Origin of the sequence: Pseudomonas soli, assembly GCF_021283165.2 — a bacterium.
GTDB lineage: Bacteria > Pseudomonadota > Gammaproteobacteria > Pseudomonadales > Pseudomonadaceae > Aquipseudomonas > Aquipseudomonas soli.
In genome coordinates this window covers 3261769-3279251 of the sequence record NZ_CP128543.1, presented here as the reverse complement: position 1 = coordinate 3279251, position 17483 = coordinate 3261769, and the positions used below count along the sequence as shown (strand labels likewise).

Annotated in this window: 23 protein-coding genes; 13 read left to right on the top strand and 10 right to left on the bottom strand. The window is 61.0% G+C overall.

Annotated features, from left to right (window positions below; all coding sequences use genetic code 11):
• Positions 1 to 3: 3 nt before the first annotated feature.
• From LU688_RS15200 to LU688_RS15165, 8 genes are all read left to right on the top strand, one after another.
• Complete coding sequence (locus tag LU688_RS15200; RefSeq protein ID WP_094010016.1) at positions 4 to 279, top strand: hypothetical protein; 276 nt, start codon at positions 4 to 6, stop codon at positions 277 to 279.
• Positions 280 to 778: 499 nt separating this feature from the next.
• On the top strand, positions 779 to 1213 hold the full coding sequence (locus LU688_RS15195) for a hypothetical protein (RefSeq protein ID WP_094010015.1): 435 nt from the start codon (positions 779 to 781) through the stop codon (positions 1211 to 1213).
• A gap of 338 nt (positions 1214 to 1551) precedes the next feature.
• The gene (locus tag LU688_RS15190; protein ID WP_104443788.1) at positions 1552 to 2001 is read left to right on the top strand and encodes a DUF2247 family protein; all 450 of its coding nucleotides are present in this window, start codon (positions 1552 to 1554) and stop codon (positions 1999 to 2001) included.
• Positions 2002 to 2256: 255 nt separating this feature from the next.
• Positions 2257 to 2397: a hypothetical protein gene (locus LU688_RS15185; protein ID WP_232888134.1), complete on the top strand. Its 141-nt coding sequence runs from the start codon at positions 2257 to 2259 to the stop codon at positions 2395 to 2397.
• Between the two features lie 465 nt (positions 2398 to 2862).
• On the top strand, positions 2863 to 3222 hold the full coding sequence (locus LU688_RS15180) for a DUF596 domain-containing protein (protein ID WP_094010013.1): 360 nt from the start codon (positions 2863 to 2865) through the stop codon (positions 3220 to 3222).
• 453 nt (positions 3223 to 3675) lie between these two features.
• A complete protein-coding gene (locus tag LU688_RS15175) occupies positions 3676 to 4032 on the top strand; it encodes a hypothetical protein (RefSeq protein WP_160291132.1) in 357 nt (118 codons plus the stop codon).
• A gap of 98 nt (positions 4033 to 4130) precedes the next feature.
• Complete coding sequence (locus LU688_RS15170) at positions 4131 to 4406, top strand: colicin immunity domain-containing protein (RefSeq protein WP_094010011.1); 276 nt, start codon at positions 4131 to 4133, stop codon at positions 4404 to 4406.
• Between the two features lie 41 nt (positions 4407 to 4447).
• Positions 4448 to 4900: a hypothetical protein gene (locus LU688_RS15165; protein WP_143067505.1), complete on the top strand. Its 453-nt coding sequence runs from the start codon at positions 4448 to 4450 to the stop codon at positions 4898 to 4900.
• A gap of 35 nt (positions 4901 to 4935) precedes the next feature.
• On the opposite strand, the gene LU688_RS15160 is transcribed toward LU688_RS15165, so the two are convergent.
• The 3 genes from LU688_RS15160 to LU688_RS15150 form a co-directional block, all read right to left on the bottom strand.
• On the bottom strand, positions 4936 to 5493 hold the full coding sequence (locus LU688_RS15160) for an RNA 2'-phosphotransferase (protein WP_160291133.1): 558 nt from the start codon (positions 5491 to 5493) through the stop codon (positions 4936 to 4938).
• Between the two features lie 123 nt (positions 5494 to 5616).
• Positions 5617 to 6507: a dihydrodipicolinate synthase family protein gene (locus LU688_RS15155; protein WP_160291134.1), complete on the bottom strand. Its 891-nt coding sequence runs from the start codon at positions 6505 to 6507 to the stop codon at positions 5617 to 5619.
• A gap of 33 nt (positions 6508 to 6540) precedes the next feature.
• Positions 6541 to 7323 (bottom strand): aldolase, encoded by a 783-nt coding sequence (locus LU688_RS15150; RefSeq protein ID WP_046855471.1) that lies wholly within the window; start codon positions 7321 to 7323, stop codon positions 6541 to 6543.
• 154 nt (positions 7324 to 7477) lie between these two features.
• On the opposite strand from LU688_RS15150, the gene LU688_RS15145 reads away from it, so the two are divergent.
• Together LU688_RS15145 and LU688_RS15140 are read left to right on the top strand one after the other, a co-directional pair.
• Positions 7478 to 8020, top strand: coding sequence for a helix-turn-helix domain-containing protein (locus LU688_RS15145; protein WP_038706211.1), 543 nt, complete (start codon positions 7478 to 7480; stop codon positions 8018 to 8020).
• A gap of 10 nt (positions 8021 to 8030) precedes the next feature.
• Positions 8031 to 8807, top strand: coding sequence for a helix-turn-helix transcriptional regulator (locus LU688_RS15140; protein WP_160291135.1), 777 nt, complete (start codon positions 8031 to 8033; stop codon positions 8805 to 8807).
• Between the two features lie 50 nt (positions 8808 to 8857).
• On the opposite strand, the gene LU688_RS15135 is transcribed toward LU688_RS15140, so the two are convergent.
• From LU688_RS15135 to LU688_RS15110, 6 genes are all read right to left on the bottom strand, one after another.
• A complete protein-coding gene (locus LU688_RS15135) occupies positions 8858 to 9439 on the bottom strand; it encodes a LysE family translocator (RefSeq protein ID WP_232888135.1) in 582 nt (193 codons plus the stop codon).
• 86 nt (positions 9440 to 9525) lie between these two features.
• The gene (locus LU688_RS15130) at positions 9526 to 9738 is read right to left on the bottom strand and encodes a DUF2790 domain-containing protein (protein WP_023632649.1); all 213 of its coding nucleotides are present in this window, start codon (positions 9736 to 9738) and stop codon (positions 9526 to 9528) included.
• Between the two features lie 98 nt (positions 9739 to 9836).
• Positions 9837 to 10469 carry a hypothetical protein gene (locus tag LU688_RS15125; protein ID WP_023632648.1) on the bottom strand — a complete coding sequence of 211 codons (633 nt, stop codon included), beginning with the start codon at positions 10467 to 10469 and terminating at the stop codon, positions 9837 to 9839.
• A 218-nt stretch (positions 10470 to 10687) separates the two neighbouring features.
• Positions 10688 to 11821, bottom strand: a complete 1134-nt coding sequence (locus LU688_RS15120; RefSeq protein WP_094010004.1) for an HlyD family secretion protein — start codon at positions 11819 to 11821, stop codon at positions 10688 to 10690.
• Positions 11818 to 13446: an MFS transporter gene (locus LU688_RS15115; RefSeq protein ID WP_232888136.1), complete on the bottom strand. Its 1629-nt coding sequence runs from the start codon at positions 13444 to 13446 to the stop codon at positions 11818 to 11820. Before LU688_RS15115 ends, LU688_RS15120 begins: the two co-directional genes overlap by 4 nt.
• Positions 13447 to 13510: 64 nt before the next feature.
• Positions 13511 to 14020 (bottom strand): GNAT family N-acetyltransferase, encoded by a 510-nt coding sequence (locus LU688_RS15110; RefSeq protein WP_094010002.1) that lies wholly within the window; start codon positions 14018 to 14020, stop codon positions 13511 to 13513.
• Between the two features lie 135 nt (positions 14021 to 14155).
• Here LU688_RS15110 and LU688_RS15105 point away from each other — a divergent pair, with 135 nt between their 5' ends.
• The 3 genes from LU688_RS15105 to dksA all read left to right on the top strand — a co-directional run bounded on the left by LU688_RS15105 (position 14156) and on the right by dksA (position 16554).
• Positions 14156 to 14716, top strand: coding sequence for a gamma carbonic anhydrase family protein (locus LU688_RS15105; RefSeq protein WP_046855480.1), 561 nt, complete (start codon positions 14156 to 14158; stop codon positions 14714 to 14716).
• A 2-nt stretch (positions 14717 to 14718) separates the two neighbouring features.
• Positions 14719 to 16056: a dihydroorotase gene (locus LU688_RS15100; protein WP_094010001.1), complete on the top strand. Its 1338-nt coding sequence runs from the start codon at positions 14719 to 14721 to the stop codon at positions 16054 to 16056.
• Between the two features lie 90 nt (positions 16057 to 16146).
• A complete protein-coding gene (dksA, locus tag LU688_RS15095) occupies positions 16147 to 16554 on the top strand; it encodes an RNA polymerase-binding protein DksA (protein WP_023633185.1) in 408 nt (135 codons plus the stop codon).
• On the opposite strand, the gene LU688_RS15090 is transcribed toward dksA, so the two are convergent.
• A complete protein-coding gene (locus LU688_RS15090) occupies positions 16551 to 17264 on the bottom strand; it encodes an MgtC/SapB family protein (protein ID WP_038706204.1) in 714 nt (237 codons plus the stop codon). The two genes, dksA and LU688_RS15090, sit on opposite strands and share 4 nt — an antisense overlap.
• Between the last annotated feature and the right edge of the window lie 219 nt (positions 17265 to 17483).

Sequence of the window (17483 nt, the reverse complement as noted above, 5' to 3'; positions counted from 1 at the left end):
GTTATGAATAGTGGGGGTACGCTAATAGAACGATTTGTCGTCCAAGAGTTGGACGACAGCGTCCGCTCTATTTTGAAAGGTGCCTTTGATGAACGGATGTGTTCAGAGAAGGTTCTGCTGAGGGAGTTCGAATTTAATTGCTTTGACGTTTCTCTGGATTTTGAAAAAGGCATTGTTACATTGCAAGATGCTCTTTCCGCTGGCGAGGGTAGCTCTCTTGATATATCTATGCGTGACTTTGCCTCTGCTTGCGGCTTGAATGTCTTTTGTCGGTTGTAGAAGCCTAGGGAGGCGCTGATTGATTAAATTTTTTGCGCTCGAAACCCCGGTAGGCCCTGATTTGTCAGGAGTGTCATAGGGATTGAGTAAAGAAAAAGGGGGCAGATTTATTTTTCTACTCTGAAAGATAAAGGGGACGGATTTATTTTCCTACTCTAATTTCTGTCTTTGCATTGCCGAGACGACGTTGAAGCCCGTTGCTTAAGGTGTCTGTGAGGAAATAACGTGCTGGAAGCCGGGGCGTCAAAATTAGAGTATGGAAAATAATTTTGTCCCCTTTTTGATGGGCTCACTGCCAGCTACGGCAGTTCTCCGGAAGCCAAAGCCTATCGGGCGAAGCAAGAGGAACTGTTGCAGGAGGGGCAGTTGAAGGATGCTATCCAGACGGATGTGGATGACCTCCGCTCTCGTTTTGGCAGCAAATATGATGCGGTGATCGAACAGATGTTAAAGTACGCGAAAACTCTGGATCCCAACGATTTCATCAAAAGGTGATGGCATGAATTTCACGTATAGTTCGAAAGATGGGCTTGATGTATTTGCTGGGGTGCGTGGGCGCGATGAAGTCCGGGCCAAGTTAAAGCTCCCCTACAAGGTGTTTGCCAAGACTGCTTTCTCCGAGAATTCGACGGATGTCTTTGGTGACGCTCTGATGAAGGCATGGTATGACCTGCACGATAGCTTGAGCGGGGTGCAACTTTACTATCCTGAAGCATCTCTGGACTTTCAGGGGCAGACACTTCTCGGGGTTTCGGCCGATTTGCTGGAGCGATTTTTCCAACGGATGCATGTAAATTATGAATTCGAGGACGATGGCTCCGGTATGAAATTGCTGACGGATGGTCTCGAGATCGGGCTCTATGCTCCAGATTTGGAAAGTGGCAAGAATGCGATAGTAGAAGCTGTCTATGTACCTATCCCAGTACCGGTATGAAAAGGGGCGAGTTGCCACTTTTACATGTAGTAGAAAAGGGGGCGGATTTATTTTTCTACTCTAATTTCTACTTTTGCATGCCAAAGCGAAGGTGAAGCCTTTAGGTATCGGTGGGGCGTCGAGTGCTGGGAACTGGGCGTGTCGAAATTAGAGTATGAAAAATAAATCTGTCCCCTTTGTGTTAGGGTGTCAGAGTTAAGGCTAATTGAAGGCAGCAATAACGGGGTTGGTGGGGTTTTTGAATGGATTGTTGATGAAGGCAACGTGACTCATCGGCGCTTTTTCCCCGCCAAGTAACTGGCCTGGCTAACCAAATTCCGAAAAATAAGGAGAAGGTAATGTCCCCGCTTGGTGTATTGATTAGTTTAGGTTTGGCTTGTTGGGCAACCATTTTTTTGGGATATAGAAAGCGCTGGATAGGGCGAGAAGATATTTTTGAATTTGCCATGAGTCAGCTTTTAAATGGTTGCGAAAGCGAGCGCGTTGCCATCATTGCTGGAGGCGAATATTTAAACGATGAAGAACTTCTTGAGGTTGTCTCAAAGCAAATGGAGATGACGGATCTTGTTGCCGAAATTGAAAAGTGGCGTTTAGCTTTTCTGCTTTGTATTGATGCGTCGAATGACAGTGACGAAGATAAAATAAATAGACTTCAGGACGTCTATGCGTACTTTAATTATCCGGAGGATATGGCTTCGTGCAGTATTTACTCTCAGGATAGTGTCGGCCCGCTTGTCGCAATGAGCCAAGTTGTGGAAAAACTAAGAGGAAGGTTTTTGCTCCGATAATTCGAAGGCGGCGGTGAAGCCTGGTGCTTTAAGGTGTCGGTAAGGGCGTAGTGAAGGTTTAGAAAAAAGGAGGACAAAAGGGGCAGCTTGTTTGTTCTGCTCTAATGTTTTACTGTCGTACGGCCGGGTGGGTGGTAAGTTTACTGGGTTTAGATAAGTGAGATTGTGACCAGTTTGGTGTTTGAGAAGGTTGGCGATGTAAATAGTAACTTTCCTTATCTGTGCGTATACAAGGAGGGGAATGAGGGGCCGTTTATGGAGATTTCCGTAAATTCAGACATGGAGTTTGTTTTTTACTCAAATGCCAATGGTGTTTCACTCACGGCCGAGGAATGGCGGGAAATTTTTGTGCGCGGGGAGGAATTTCATCCAGAGGCATTAGAGAGTGGTGATTGAGTTGGTGAAGTGGAAGATAGTGACAGAAGAGTGACTGACAGAAAAGGGCAAAAAAGGGGAAATATTTATTTTCTACTCTAATTTCTGCCTTTGCATGGCCAAGACGACGAAGAAGCTTGATGCTTAATATGTCAGTGAGGACGTCTGGCGCGGGAAGCGGGGCAAGTCGAAATTAGAATAAATAATAAATCTGTTCCCTTTTTCGGTCTTTTTCGATGTAGGGGCCTCCGAATGCATGGTGAAGTCTTATTCGTGCAGCTCGGGGGTGTTGCGCAGCTGCCGGCCCCCAAATCGATAACTATTCGAGGCCAAACCGTTGAACTCTATACGTTGGTGGGGGCTGATGGCGTTCAAATGAACTTGCGCAATGGCTCAAGTTTCTACTGCAGAGTCTGGTGCTCTATGGGCGCTTGATATCATCGGACATTCAGGGGCGAAAGCTCCAAAGCTGGAGGTGAAATTAAAATGCTTTTGTGCTGTCGAGATTCCGAAGAATTCAAGGAAATCGTGGAGTGGAGTCAAGGCTTAGCAGTTGACGCGCTGTGGCTGAGCGTCTGCAAGACATTTTCTTGTGAGGGTTACAACGACCGTAAGCGTATTTTTTTGCAGGTGCTGGCTGAGCTGATTCTTGAGGGTAGGGTGTTTCTCGCTAATGGGGACCGATTGAAAGGGGATGTTGTTGAACAAATAGCTGCATTTGATTCGGCTTGGCCTGCAGAACAAGATACTGACGAAGCGCTATTTTGGATCACAAAAGATGGAGTTAGTTGGGTGCCGGGAGGCCTCGTTTGGGTTTACAAGGACGGTACGGAAGTTTGGACATGAGCAATGCCTGTAACATTGTTGCGGAAAAGTGAAGAAAAAAGGGCTGGCGGAAAGGGGACAGATTTGTTTGTCCTACTCCATTGTCTGCTGATGCATCACCAAGACGAAGAAATCTAGTGCTTAAGGCTCCGTTGAGGACGTCGAGCGCAGGAGGTGGGGCACGTCCAAATTAGAGCTATAGAAAATGAATCTGTCACCTTTAATCTGTAGCCGGAACGTAGCTGATCTAGAGCGGTATACCAATTCAGGAACGCCCGTTATTGCACGGATTTTTGACAACACGAACGGTACGCGTTTTTCCCATTTTGTTGTTGTGGACGGTGTTACCACGAGAAACGGTGTTGCGGTGGTAGCCATACGTGACCCGCATGGTGTTCAATATTTCAGTCCAGTGAGAACGTTCGAGAAGAATTTCTCTGGTGAAGTTGTCGTGCCAAGGAGCGCGTTGAAAAAATGATTTTGACGATTTGTTTTGAGCAAGACCTTATAAGTCAAAGGTTGCTGGAGCTGCGATATCTCCCCTGCCTTTGTAGAGTTTCGGAGACTTTTGAGATCGAGTTTTTCGATCCTTTGCCAGTCGTCAGCGGAACGGTAACGGAGTGGGACAGGACGGCTCTTGAACAGCGGGTTATCCCAGGGACAGGTGGAGAGTACTCTCACTATGCGCTCTCAGAAATCAGCCTGGCGCCGCTGGAGGGAGAACGTTATCTGATAGTCGATCTGAAAATGTTTCATCGGTATTTTGGTTGGTGTGAGGTCCTAAAGGACGGCGCTTATGTAACGCCGGGAAATTTTTGGGATGAAGAATGAGTTGGGTGCGGTGCAAATGTACATCAAGTGACATTTAATCGAGGGGGTAAGTCTTGGCCTAAAATATGCACTTTAGGACCTTGGCAGAGGGAGTGAGTATGAGTGAGGTGGCGCTGCCTTATGTTAGTCTGATGGAAAAGTATTTATCGGACAAATGTACCTTGGGCCAGTTTGTTGAGGTGTTTTTTGGGCGGTTCAAGAATGAGTCGCGGGTGTTGCCCGAGGATGTCTATCTTGTGCTGGACGAACTGTTCGGCAATCTTGACGCTTTTACAGAAAATGAGGATTTATTGCGCGACGATCCCGATTATTATCTCAACGCGGAGCAGGTGGGTCATTGCATTCGGTGCGCTTGCGAATCTCTTAAGAAGTAAATATTTTGCAAATACTCCTCATAGGCCGAAAGGGGACTGTCGTGTACGAAGTCATGCTGGAACGCGTGCCGGACGTGGCGTTGCAAGCTGTCCTCAAGGTAATCGTGGCTTCGGCGAAAACGCATTCTGATCTTTCGCTGTCGGCAGACTCCGAAGTTCAAGGAGGGGAGAGCCTGGAGGCGGTGACGCAGCGATTGCACGGTAGTGGTGAGTCGGTATGTCTGAGCCTGCGGCTCTGGGAATTCAATGTATCCAATAAGGTGAGCCTGCCGTTGGTGCTGCTGCGAGTCATCAAGTGGGAAGATCGCCTCGATATTGAACTCTCCTTCAACAGTACGCCTGCTGACGACCTGAGCGATATCATGCAGGCGCTGCATGCATATGTGTCGGGCTTGGCGGGTCGTTTCTCGATACCTGTATTTTATGGCGGGATGGAGCCCGCGATTGATAAGGATACGCGGTACTTTACTAACGAAACGCTTGGCCCCCTTTAAACTGGTCGGGCGGCACAAGGCCGCTCCTTGCAGGCTTATTCTTCTGCCTGGCGTGACAGATACACCGGCGGCACCTGGTCTACCAGCCAGACACCGTTGTCCGCTTGATAGAACACTGCTCCCGCTGCGCACATGGCCCGGGTATCGACCGTGAGCAGCACCGGCTGGCCATAGCGCTTGCCCACCGCCAACGCAGTCTGTGGATCCTCGCTCAGGTGCACATGATGGCGGCTGCCCGGGATCAAGCCCTGGGCTTCGATGGAGGCCAGGAAGCGGCTGGCGGTGCCGTGATAGAGCAGGGCGGGTGGCGCCTTGGCGACGTGGCGTACTTCGACCTGGCTGCTGCTGTGGCCTTGGGCGGCGCGGATGCGGCGGCCATCGTCGGAGAGGGTGAAACGGCGCTTGTCATTGGTCTCGACCACTTCACGCAAGGCGTGCAGGTCGAAGGCGTGACCTTGCCTGCCGGCGCCGTGGATCAGCGCGTCGACATCGGCCCAGCCGTCGCGGTCGAGGGACAATTCGATGGATTCGGGGGCGTGGCGCAGTACGTAGCTGAGGAACTTGCTGAGGGTGTCGCGTTGTTTCTGGTTCACTGGAACGGTCCTTTTCCATGGCTTCTGGTCGTTTGGGTCGGGGGCATTCTCCGGATTCGGGGTCGAGTTCTCAAGTGTGTAGAGTACCTGTGGGAGCGGACTCCCACAGGTATGTCGCTGATATCAGCCCTGACGCAATGCGTCGAGCAGCGTCTTCAGTTTGTCGCGGCCCTCGGCATCCAGCCCGAACACCGGCCGCCGTGGCTCGCCTACCGGCAACCCGGTCATCTCAAGGCCAGCCTTGATGGTCGCCGGCAAGCCGCCCTTGAGAATGAAGTCGAGCAACGGCAACTGGCGGTAGAACAGCGCCTTGGCCTGTTCCAGCTCACCGTTCTGCACCGCCTGGTACAGCCGCAGGTTCAGTTGGGGAATCAGGTTGGCCGCCGCCGTGCACCAGCCCGTGGCACCGGCAACGAAGGCTTCCAGCGCCAGCGGGTTGCAGCCGTTGTAGAACGGCACCTGGCCTTCGCCGAGCAGTTGCAGCTTGTGCATGCGCTGGATGTCGCCAGTGCTTTCCTTGACCATGGTCACGTTGTCCACCTCGCGCACGATGCGCAGGATCAGCTCCACCGGCATGTCGGTGCCGCTGGTGGCCGGGTTGTTGTAGAGCATGATCGGCAAATCGATGGCCGCGCCGATGGCGCGGTAGTGCTGGACGATCTCGGCTTCGCTGAGTTTCCAGTAGGCCGCCGGCAGCACCATCACCGCGTCGGCGCCGTGCTGCTGGGCAAAGCGGGCGCGGCGCACGGCGCCGGCGGTGGTCAGGTCGGAGACGCTGACGATGCTCGGCACGCGCTTGGCAATGCGCTCCAGGCTGTACTGGGCGACCTGCTGCCATTCGCTGTCGCTCAGGTAAGCGCCTTCGCCGGTGCTGCCCAGCGGGGCGATGGCGTGGGAGCCGTCTGCGATCAGGCGGTCGATGGACTGGCCCAGCGCGGGCAGGTCGAGCTGTTCGCCGTCGGCGCTGAACGGGGTGATGGTGTAGCCGATGATGCCGTGGAATTGATTAGTCATTGTGCAAGGCTCCGCAAGCAAGGCGTAAAGGGATCAGTTCAGGCAATCGGCGTGGCTGCGCAGGGCCTGCCGGGCGTAGTAGTTGAAGGCGGCGCCGTGGCGCTTGGGCCGGTCGATCCAGTCGTGGGCGTCGCGGCCCAGCTCCGGGGCGATCGGCTTGATGGTGCCGGCGGCCATCGCCAGCAGTTGCAGGCGCGCGGCGCGTTCAATCAGCTGGGCGTAGACGCAGGCCTGCTCGATGCTGGTACCTGTGGACAGCTGGCCGTGGTGCGAGAGCAGGATGGCGCGCTTGTCGCCCAGGGCGGCGCTGATGATCTCGCCTTCCTCGTTACCCACCGGCACGCCTGGCCAGGCTTCGAGGAATGCGCAGTCTTCGTAGAGCGGACACAGGTCCATGTGCGAGACCTGCAGCGGCACTTCCAGCATCGACAGCGCGGCGACATGGGTAGGGTGGGTGTGGATGATGCAGTTGACGTCGGGGCGGGCGCGGTACACCCAGCTGTGGAAGCGGTTGGCCGGGTTGGGCATGCCTTCGCCTTCCAGCACTTCGAGGTCTTCGTTGACCAGCAGCAGGTTGCTGGCGGTGATTTCGTCGAAACCCAGGCCCAGTTGCTGGGTGTAGAAGGTGCCCGGTTGCGCGCCACGGGCGCTGATCTGCCCGGCCAGGCCCGAGTCGTGGCCGTTATCGAAGAGAATTCGGCAGGTCAGGGCCAGCTTTTCGCGCACAGTCCACGTATTATCGGCAAGCGAGCCTTGCATCTGTGTCAGTGCCTTTTGCACCAGCTGGTCTTTGCTGAGGGTAAGGGTATTGGCCATGGGGATCTTTCCTCTGTGGCGTGATGACGGATGTCAGGGCTGGCTCGCCCCCGAGCTTTGGACGGTGAGGGGGCGAACCATCAGATGACACAAATAATCCTATATGACACAAAGTGTCATGCGCAAGTGCGTTTGTTCGGGAAACCCGCTTCACATGTCTATCCGACTGAAACTGCTGAGAAAGAAACTGGGCATCACCCTTGAGCAGCTGGCCGAGAAATCCGGCATGACCAAGAGCTACCTGTCCAAGGTCGAGCGTGGCCTCAACACGCCGTCGATCGCTGCGGCGCTGAAGCTGGCGCGGGCGTTGAACGTCAATGTCGAGGAACTGTTCGACGGCGAGCACGACGGCCAGGCGCGCTACAGCCTGGTGCGCCGCGGCGAGCGCCAGGCGCTGGTGGGCGGTGGCGAGGGGCCGGGCTATGCGGTGCTGACCTCGCAGGTCGGCCAGCGCAGCCTGTTGCCGTTTCTGATCCAGCCGCCGACCGAGTTCAGCGACCCGACCTTCAAGGAACACGAGGGTGAGGAGTTCCTGTTCGTCCACGAGGGGCAGGTGGAGGTCGACTTCATGAGCGAGCGGGTGCTGCTGGAGGCCGGCGACGCCTTGCATTTCAATGCCCAGACCCCGCACCGCCTGCGTTCGGTCGGCGAGCGCCAGGCGCAGTTGCTGGTGGTGGTGCAGGGCGGCGAAGGATGAGGGCGGGGCGATGATCGAGGTCTCGCGGTTCTGGCGTGATCCGGCATTGCCCTTCGTCGAGGCCCGTCTGGTCGGGGATGGCCGCCAGGTGTGCTACACCGCGCATTCCCACGCGAGCTTTTCCATCGGCGTGATCACCGGCGGGCGCAGCACTTACCTGACCGGTGATGCACGGCATGAGGTGGCCGTGGGGACCACGGTGCTCATGAACCCAGGGGTGGTGCACACCTGCAACCCCCTCCAGGGCGAGCCTTGGTCCTACCTGATGCTGTTCGTTGATTTGCCGTGGTTACAGGCCCGAGGGTTCGAACTGCCGGCAGCGACATTGAGCACGTCGCCTGCGCTGTACGGGCGGTTGCTCGACCTGTTCGCCGGGCTGCTCGACAGCGAGGCGCAGGACAAGGCCGAGCGGCTGGCGACGTTCTTCGTAGAGCTGCCAGGTTATCTCGAGGGCGGTGCGGCGTGTCACCCACAGTCGCATCCACGCCTGGAGATGGCCGCCGCGTTCATTCGCACCCACCGTCTGGATCCGCTGACCCTGGAGGACATCTGCGCTGCGGCAGGCTTGTCACGGGCCTACCTGACCCGGGCATTCGGCAAGCGCTTCGGGCTATCGCCGCACGCCTACCTGCTCGACCAGCGGGTGCAGCATGCCCGGGCGCAGTTGCGCGCCGGCAGGGCCATCGCCGAGGTGGCGCTGGAAGCCGGCTTTGCCGACCAGGCGCATCTGCAGCGAGCTTTCAAGCGGCACCTGGCGACCACGCCGGGGCACTATCGCAAAGGCTGAATAGCACCTGGGAGCGGGCTTGCCCCGCGATAGGGCCCGAACCGTCAACCTCATACCATCAGGTACACCGCGCTTGCCACCAGCAACCCTGCCAGCACCCGATTGAGCAGACGCATCCGCCACGGCTCGGCCAGGTACTGGCGGATCACGCTGCCGGCCCAGGCCCAACTGGCCACGGAGACGAAACAGATCGGCCCGTAGATCCAGGTGAACAGCCACAGCAGCTGCTGCTCGCCGCCGGTATAGGCGCCGATGCCAGCCACGGCCGCCAGCCAGGCCTTGGGGCTCAGCCACTGCATGACCGCGCCGTGCCAGGCGCTTGGCGCCCGCTTGCCATCCTCGGCGCCCAGTGCGCCGTCGTCGCTGGCCAGCTTCCAAGCCATGTACAGCAGGAACAGCACACCGCCCCAATGCAACAGCTGCCCCAGTAACGGCCAGCGCAGCAGCAGCTCATGCACGCCCAGCCCCACCAGCACCAGCAGCAGGCAGAAGCCCAGGGTGGCGCCGGCCGCATGCCCGATGCTGGCCCGCAGGCCATGGCGCGCGCCGCTGCCGAGGGCGACGATGTTGACCGGGCCGGGGGAGATGGAGGCGGCCAGGGCGAAGGCCGCCATGGACAGTGTCAGGCTCATCGGGTGTTTCCTTGTGGCGAGGATAGTGCGGCTATCCTGCCCGAGGCCGCGGCGCGGGTATTGAACAAAAATGCCCAAGGGGCCTATCAGCTGGAGGGTGTGTTGGCGCTGTCCTGGGTCTGCTGGGCTTGCTGCTGGGCGGGTGACTGGGCGTCACCCTTGGCGATCTGCTCGGCCTGCTGGCGTTGCAGCGCCCATTGGTCGCTGCGTTCCTTGAGGCGGTCGGCGCCGCCTTCGGCAAAGGCCGAGGTGGCCGAGATCGTTGCCAGCAGGGCGAGTGCACAGGTTAGGGTTTTCATCACTGGGGTCTCCATCGATTGACCTGAAAAACGGCCGCCAGGCGGCCGGGTTGAGGCAAGGATGGCGTGCGCAGATTTTCCCAGGATTAACAGCTTGATCAGTTGGCCAGCAGTTGCTCGTGCACCCATCCGTGGTCCGTGAGCACCATGGCGCGGGTTTCCTCCAGCGGCTTGGCAGCACTGGCGGCCGCCTGGCCGAGGCCTGCGATGCCGGCCTGGACCGCCGCGTCGCTGGCCCAGGTCGGCAGTTCGTTCACCTGGTAGCTGTAGCTCACCTGCGACTGCTTGCGCCCATCCTGTTCGGTAGGCTTGCCGACGCTGTTGATGGCGGTGACCTGGGCCTTGCCGAAGCACAGCCCGCCGGTGCTGGTGCCGTTCGCTTTGCGCCTTGCATCGGCCTTGTAGTAGCGGCGGCCCTCGTCGGTGAGGTCGTAGGCGTAGTAGATGTCGGTGCGTGCCGGCTGCCACAGGCGCTCAGGGACTTCGGTACGGGCAACTTCCCGTTCGCTGACCACGCCGACCTGGGCCAGGGCGTGCAGGGCCTGGTTGGTGCCTTCGACATCGAAGTCACGGGTGCGGGTGGGGAAGGCACTGATCACGAAACAGTGCGGGTACTGGCTGTCGAGGTAGGCTTGGGCAGCCTGGCGCAGGTCGGCTTCGCGGGGCTGCTGGTTGTCCGAGCAGCCGACCAGGGTCGCCAGCAACGCCAGCGGTATGATCTTCCTGTCCATTGTAAGGCTTCCTTGTATTGCCAATTGCTGGGTGGAGCGCAGGCCAGGATTAGAACCCGCGGGCCAGAGCGGCCGCAATCGTGGCACGACGACATATCGCCCGTGCTGTGCGCTGTTTGGCAAAGCCTGCCTTTGGCACCGACTGGCGGCCAACCGGCAAACGGTGGGTGTTCAGCCATACTCTGCTGGTTCCGCCCCGGCGCCGTCGGACCCGTCGCTTACTGCGCCTCCCGGGTATCGATGCTCACCACCACCGACATCCCTGGCCGCAGATGCCTGGCCTCGGGCTGGTCGCCATCGACGGTGATCCGCACCGGGATGCGCTGGGCGATCTTGACGAAGTTGCCGGTGGCGTTGTCGGCCTGCAACAAGGCGAACTCGGAGCCAGTGGCCGGCGAGATCTGCTGCACGTGACCACGCAGTTTCAGATGATTGAGCGCATCGACGGTGAAGGTCGCCGGCTGGCCGATGCGCACGTTGGCCATCTGCGTCTCCTTCAGGTTGGCGATCACCCACAGGGTGTCCGGCACCAGTGCCATCAACTGCGCACCGGGGTTGACGTAGGCGCCCAGGCGGGTGCCGATCTGCCCCAGCTGGCCGTCACGTGGCGCCTTGACCCGGGTGTTGTCCAGGTCGATGCGGGCCAGCTCCACCGCGGCCTTGGCGTTTTCCACCGAAGCTTCCAGCGCAGCGCGATTGACGACCACCGTTTCGCGGTCCTGGCGGGCGATTTCCAGTGCGGCCCTGGCCTGGGCCAGACTGGCGACGGCGGCGGCCTGACTGGCGCGGCTCAGGTCCAGTTCACGGCGTGATACCGAGCCGTCGCTTACCAGCGCCTGGTTGCGTTGCAGGTCGGCGCGGGCCTTGTCGGCCTGGGCGGCGGCGTCGGCGATCGCGGCCTGGCGCTGGGCAATGGTGGCCTCGGCGCTGTTGCGCTGCTGCAGGTTGTTGGCCAGCGCCGCCTGTTGCTGCTTGAGCTGGGCAACGGCCTGGGCCAGGCGTTGGGTGTAGATGCGGTCGTCCAGGCGCACCAGCAGGTCGCCCTGTTTGACGAACTGGAAGTCGTGCACCGGCACCTCGACGATGTAGCCGCCCAGCTGAGGGCCGATGATCGTCACCTGGCCGCGCACCAGCGCGTTCTCGGTGCTTTCGATGGCGCTGCTGAATGGCGGCAGGCGCCAGGCGTAGAGCACCAGCAGGATGCCGGCCAGGGCCACGGCGGCGAAGCTAAGCGATGACAGCAGGCGCACACGTCGGGTACGTGCCGGGCTGGTCGGCTCGCTCGGGGGCGCGCTGCCTTCCGGGGTTTCGGCGATGGCGGTGGTGGTGGTCGTTGGCGTTTCCTGGGTCATCGGTTGGAGGCACCGCTGGTGGAGTGGGTATAGCGCAGGTACAGGCTGCGGATGAAGATCCAGATCATGGTCAGGATAGCGATGGCGCCGATCAGCATGAACACATCGTTGTAGGCCAGCACATTGGCCTCGCGGGTCGCGGCGTTGGCCAGCAGGCCCATGCCCGCCTCGTTGCGCAGCGCAGGGTCGGCCAGCACCCCGGCATAACCGGCGCCACCCCCCTGGACCCGGGCGCTGACCAGGGGTTCCAGGGAACTCAGGCGGTCCATCAGCTGGCTGGAGTGGAATTTCTCCCGCACCGTCTGGAAGGTGCCCAGCAGTGCCGAGCCACTCAGCCCGCCGAGGTTGTTGCAGATGCCGAACAGCACCGAGAAGCTCACCAGGTTGCGCGGGTTGGCGCGCACATGGCTGATGCCCAGCGCCATCGACGGGCCGACGAAGAAGGTGCTGCCGAAGGCCAGCAGGAACTGGCTGAGGTACATCTGTGCCGGGCGGGTCAGGTTGGTGGAGCCGCTGTCCATGAACGCGCCGGTGGCCATTGCGGCCAGGGAGATGAACAGCGGCAGTACCAGGTGCGTGGGGTTGATGGTCAACGCGCTGGTGGCAAGGCCGGTGATCGCGCCCAGCAGCATCACCGCGTACAGCGCGCGCATCTGCTCGTTGCCCATGTTCAGCGCCTGGAGGAAGCCCACCGCGCCGGTGGACTGCTCGGAAATCACCATGCGGATCAGGATCACGCACAGTGCCAGGCGAATGATCGCGCCGCTGCCCAGCCAGCGGGTCATCAGCAACGGGTTGCTGCGGTTGTGCTCGATGGCCAGGCCCGAGAGGATCAGGGCAATGGCGCCGGCCAGGGCGACGCCGATCCACGGCGCGTCCAGCCACCAGTCGATACGCCCCAGCGACAGCGCCGCGCAGAGCAGGGCAGTGCCGCTGGCCATCAGGGTGAAGGTGAGAAAATCCAGCGGCTCGAAGGTCTTGAAGCGATCGCCCGGCGGTAGCTTGAGCAACAGCACGCAGCCCAGCGCGGCCAGGGCCAGGCCCAGCTCGAACAGGTACAGCCCGCGCCACTCGGCGATCTGCAGCAGGTCTTCGGAAAACACCCGGGCCAAGGGTACGGCCAACTGCGAGGCGCCCAGCCCGAGGACCATCGCCTTGAGCCGCCACTGCGCGGGGAAGGCCTGGATCATGTAGTAAAGCCCCAGCGAACTCAGCGCGGCACCGACCATGCCATGGGCGGCGCGCACGGCGATGGCCGAGTTGAGGTCGTTGACGAACAGGTGGGCGAGGGTGACCAGCGCGTAGAGCACCAGGAACACTTCGGTGAAGGCGCGCAGGCCGAACTCCTGGCGAAACTTCACCAGCAACAGGTTCATCGACACGTTGGTCATCACGTAGGCCGCCGGTAGCCAGGCCATCTCCGCGCTGGTGGCACCGAGGGCGCCCTGCAGAAATGGCAGGTTGGCCACCACCAGGGCGTTGCCCAGGCCGCCGGTGATGGCCACCAGCAGACCGACCACGCCGAAGGCCAGGCGCTTGGCCGGGGCGTGCAGCGGTGTCGAGGGCGAACCGGGCAGGCTGGGCTTTTCGTGTGGCAGCCACTGGCGGGGGGCGTACTTGTCCATCGTGTTGTCCGTTACCGCGGGTGTTCAGACTCTACGTGAATGGCCGGGGGGATGAAAACAGGGCTCAGGCGTCGAGCGGCAGGCGCATGGCGCACCGCTGGTCCAGGCCATGGGCCAGCTCGCTGGCGAGAATTGCGCGCAGGCGGGCGTCCAAGCGTGTCGCAGGGATGGGCTCGAAGCCGTAGCGCGCGTAGAACGGGGCATTCCAGGGGACATCGTCGAAGGTGGTCAGGGTCAGCCAGGCCAGGCCCTTGAGGCGAGCGGCATGCCGTGCCTGGTCTAGCAGGCGCCGGCCCAAGCCGCGGCCCTGGGCCTCTTGCCGCACGGACAGCTCATGGATGTGCAAGGCGTCGTCGGCAATGCTGGCGCAGAGAAAACCCAGTGCCTGGTCCTGGTCATCCACGGCGACCCAGCTGCAACCTTCGCTCACGAATGCGAGGTGTTCGGCTTCATTCATCACGTCGCTGTCGGCCAGCCAGGCGAGGTGCGGCAATTGCCGGAATGCCTGGGCGGCGGAGCGTTCCAAGGCAGGGAGCGCTGGAACATCATCGGTGAGAGTAGGGCGGACAGGCATGGGGGACACAAGACCTTCAGGCACGGGCGTTGACGCGCAGTAACGTGCAGTTTGCCAGATCGACGCGGGAAGGTGTTGCAATGTAATTGTTATAACGTAACATTTGCATTTTTCCTCCCAGGCAGGACCCTCACCGTGATCCGCAGAAACCCCTCCGGCCATCTTCCGCAAATCGCCGAATCGGCCTATATCGACCACACCGCCATCATCTGCGGCAAGGTGATCATCCACGACAACGTGTTCGTTGGCCCTTATGCGGTCATCCGCGCCGACGAGGTGGACGCCAGCGGCGACATGCAGCCAATCGTCATCGGTGCCAACTCCAATATCCAGGATGGCGTGGTGATCCATTCCAAATCCGGCGCGGCGGTGCGCATCGGCCAGTACAGCTCGATCGCCCACCGCTCCATCGTCCACGGTCCGTGCGAAGTCGGCGACCGGGTGTTCATCGGCTTCAACAGCGTGCTGTTCAACTGCAAGGTCGGTGATGGCAGCGTGGTGCGGCACAACTCGGTGGTCGACGGCCGCGACTTGCCGCCGCGCTTCTACGTGCCGCCCACCGAGCACATCGGCCCGCATACCGACCTGGAGCGCTACCCGCCGGTCAGCGTGTCTGCCTCGGAGTTCTCCGAGGATGTAGCGCGCACCAATATCGACCTGGTCCAGGGCTACAAGGCCTTGCAGAACGAGTTCTGAGCATGGACACGCTATTGGTGCGCAATGCGCGGCTGGTCAACGAGGGGCGTGAATTCGAAGCCGACCTGCTGGTGCGCCATGGGCGCATAGAACGGATCGCCGGCAGCCTCGACAACGCCCGGGCGGCACTGGAGATCGATGCCAAGGGCGCCTGGTTGCTGCCAGGGATGATCGACGACCAGGTGCATTTTCGCGAGCCGGGGGCGCCGCACAAGGGCAGTATTGCCAGCGAGTCGCGGGCGGCGGTGGCCGGGGGCATCACCAGCTACATGGACATGCCCAACACCAACCCGCCGACGTTGACCCTGGAGGCGCTGGCCGACAAGAAGCGCCGGGCGGCGGCAGGCTCACGGGCCAACTATGGTTTTCACTTCGGGGTGAGCCGCGACAACCTCGACACCATTGCCGCCCTCGACCCCCGCGAAGTGGCCGGGATCAAGGTGTTCATGGGCGCGTCCACTGGCGACATGCTGGTGGATGATCCGCAGGTGCTGGAAAAACTCTTTGTCTATGCGCCGACCATCGTCCTGGCCCATTGCGAGCACACGCCCAGCATTGTGCAGAACGAGGGGTGGTGGCGGGCGCGCCACGGCGAATTCATCCCTCCGGCCGCGCACCCGCTGATCCGCGATGCCGACGCCTGCTACCGCTCCTCGAGCCTGGCCGTGCATCTGGCCCGGCGCTTCGGCACGCGCCTGCATGTGCTGCACCTGACCACGGTGCGCGAGCTGGCGTTGTTCACGTCCGGCCCGGTGAGCGGCAAGCGCATCACCGCTGAGGTGTGCCTGCACCACCTGCTGTTCGACGACAGCGACTACGCCAGCCTCGGCCACTTGATCAAGTGCAATCCGGCGATCAAGACCGGCACCGACCGCGATGCCCTGCGCAACGCCCTGGCCCGCGACCGTATCGATGTGATCGGTACCGACCACGCGCCGCATACGCTGGAAGAAAAGCGGCGGGTGTATACCCGCGCACCGTCAGGCCTGCCGCTGGTGCAGCACGCCCTGCCGGCGGCGCTGGAGCTGGTCAGCGAAGGGGTGCTGAGCATGGCCCAGGTGGTGACCAAGACCAGCCACGCGGTGGCCGAGCTGTTCGCCATTCGCGAGCGCGGTTTCCTGCGCGAGGGATACTGGGCGGACTTCGCCATCGTCGAGCGCCTGGCCAGGCCACGGGCCGTGGCGGACGACCCGATCCTGGCGCGCTGCGGCTGGACGCCGTTCCAGCAGCGCGCCTTCCACCATGTGGTACGTAGCACGGTGGTGTCGGGGCAACTGGCCTGGCACCAGGGCCAAGTGTGCGACCCGTGCCAGGGATTGCCCTTGATGTTCGACCGTTGATTTGAGCTGGGGGCCGCTGCGCAGCCCCTGTGGGAGCTGGCTTGCCAGCGAAAGGGGCGCGGCGCGCGCCCAGCATTTCGGAACCTTGCCATGACTGAAGAGCAATTGTTGCAACAACCTGCAGCCGCCTACATGAACGAGCCGCAGCGGCAATTCTTCCGTAACCTGCTGCTGGCCCAGCGCGGCGAGCTGCAGGGCCGTATCGAACAGGAGTTCCGCGCCCTGCGTGAGCAGGAGGTGCACAGCGACCTCGCCGACATCGGCAGCGCCGAAGAAGAGCGCCACTGGCAACTGCGCTCGCTGGAGCGGGAGAAGAAACTGCTGGACAAGATCGACCAGGCGCTGGAGCGCCTGGCCCGGGGCGACTACGGCTGGTGTGAGGAAACCGGTGAGCCGATCGGTCTGCGCCGCCTGCTACTGCGGCCCACCGCGACTTTGTGCGTCGAGGCCAAGGAGCGCCAGGAACTGCGCGAGCGGCATGTGCGTGACGACGTCTAGTCAGAGGCCAGCCCCTGAACCTGCAATTGCCAGCGCACCGAGCTGACGCCTTTCTCCAGGCTTACCCGGCCGACCAGGCGCTCCAACTGGGTTGGCGCCTGCGGCGTGCCGAGCAGTTCGGCGCGTACCTCCAGCCGTGTTGGGTCGGCCAGGTCTTCGCTGTGCAGCGACTGCAAGCGCAGGCCCGGGTCGCTGAGGCTGTGCAGCATCAGGCTGCGTACCTGGATCTCGTCCTCGGCGCGGCAGACGATGCGCACCTCGTAGCGCTGCTCGACTTCGCTGGCCGGCAGCACGTCCTGGCGGTCGAGGCGCTGGGCGAGGTCGCGCAGCAGGATGTTTGCGCACAGCACCACCAGGCTGCCCAGCGACGCCTCCAGCAACAGCCCGAGGCTGCACAGCACGCCAACCGCGGCGGTGCACCAGAGGGTAGCGGCGGTATTCAGGCCCCGCACGTTGAAGCCGTCGCGCATGATCACGCCGCCGCCGAGAAAGCCGATGCCCGACACCACGTAGGCGGCGATGCGCGAGGCATCGGTGGGCGCCATGCCTGGCACGGCCTGGGTCATCAGCACGAACAGGCAGGCACCGGTGCTGACCAGGGCGTTGGTGCGCAGGCCCGTCAGGCGCTGGCGCAGTTGACGCTCGGCGCCGATCAGGGCACCGAGCAGCAGGGCCACGCTGACGCGCAGCAGGAAGATTTTCCAATCCATAGCGAACTCCGTTCTGCGGGCGATGGCCCGCATGGGCGCCGACTTGAGACGGCGCGATTGCAAACGAGGAATGCGCAGGACCACGCGCCTTGCCGGAGGCAGGGCTGGGAAACTAAGGAGGAATGTTCAGCCAGGGAGGGCCGAAGGGAACCACCGTCTACCGAGTACGGCGAGACAGTGGCAGGAACGCTGCCGGACTAGCTCGCCGTGTGGGCCTGT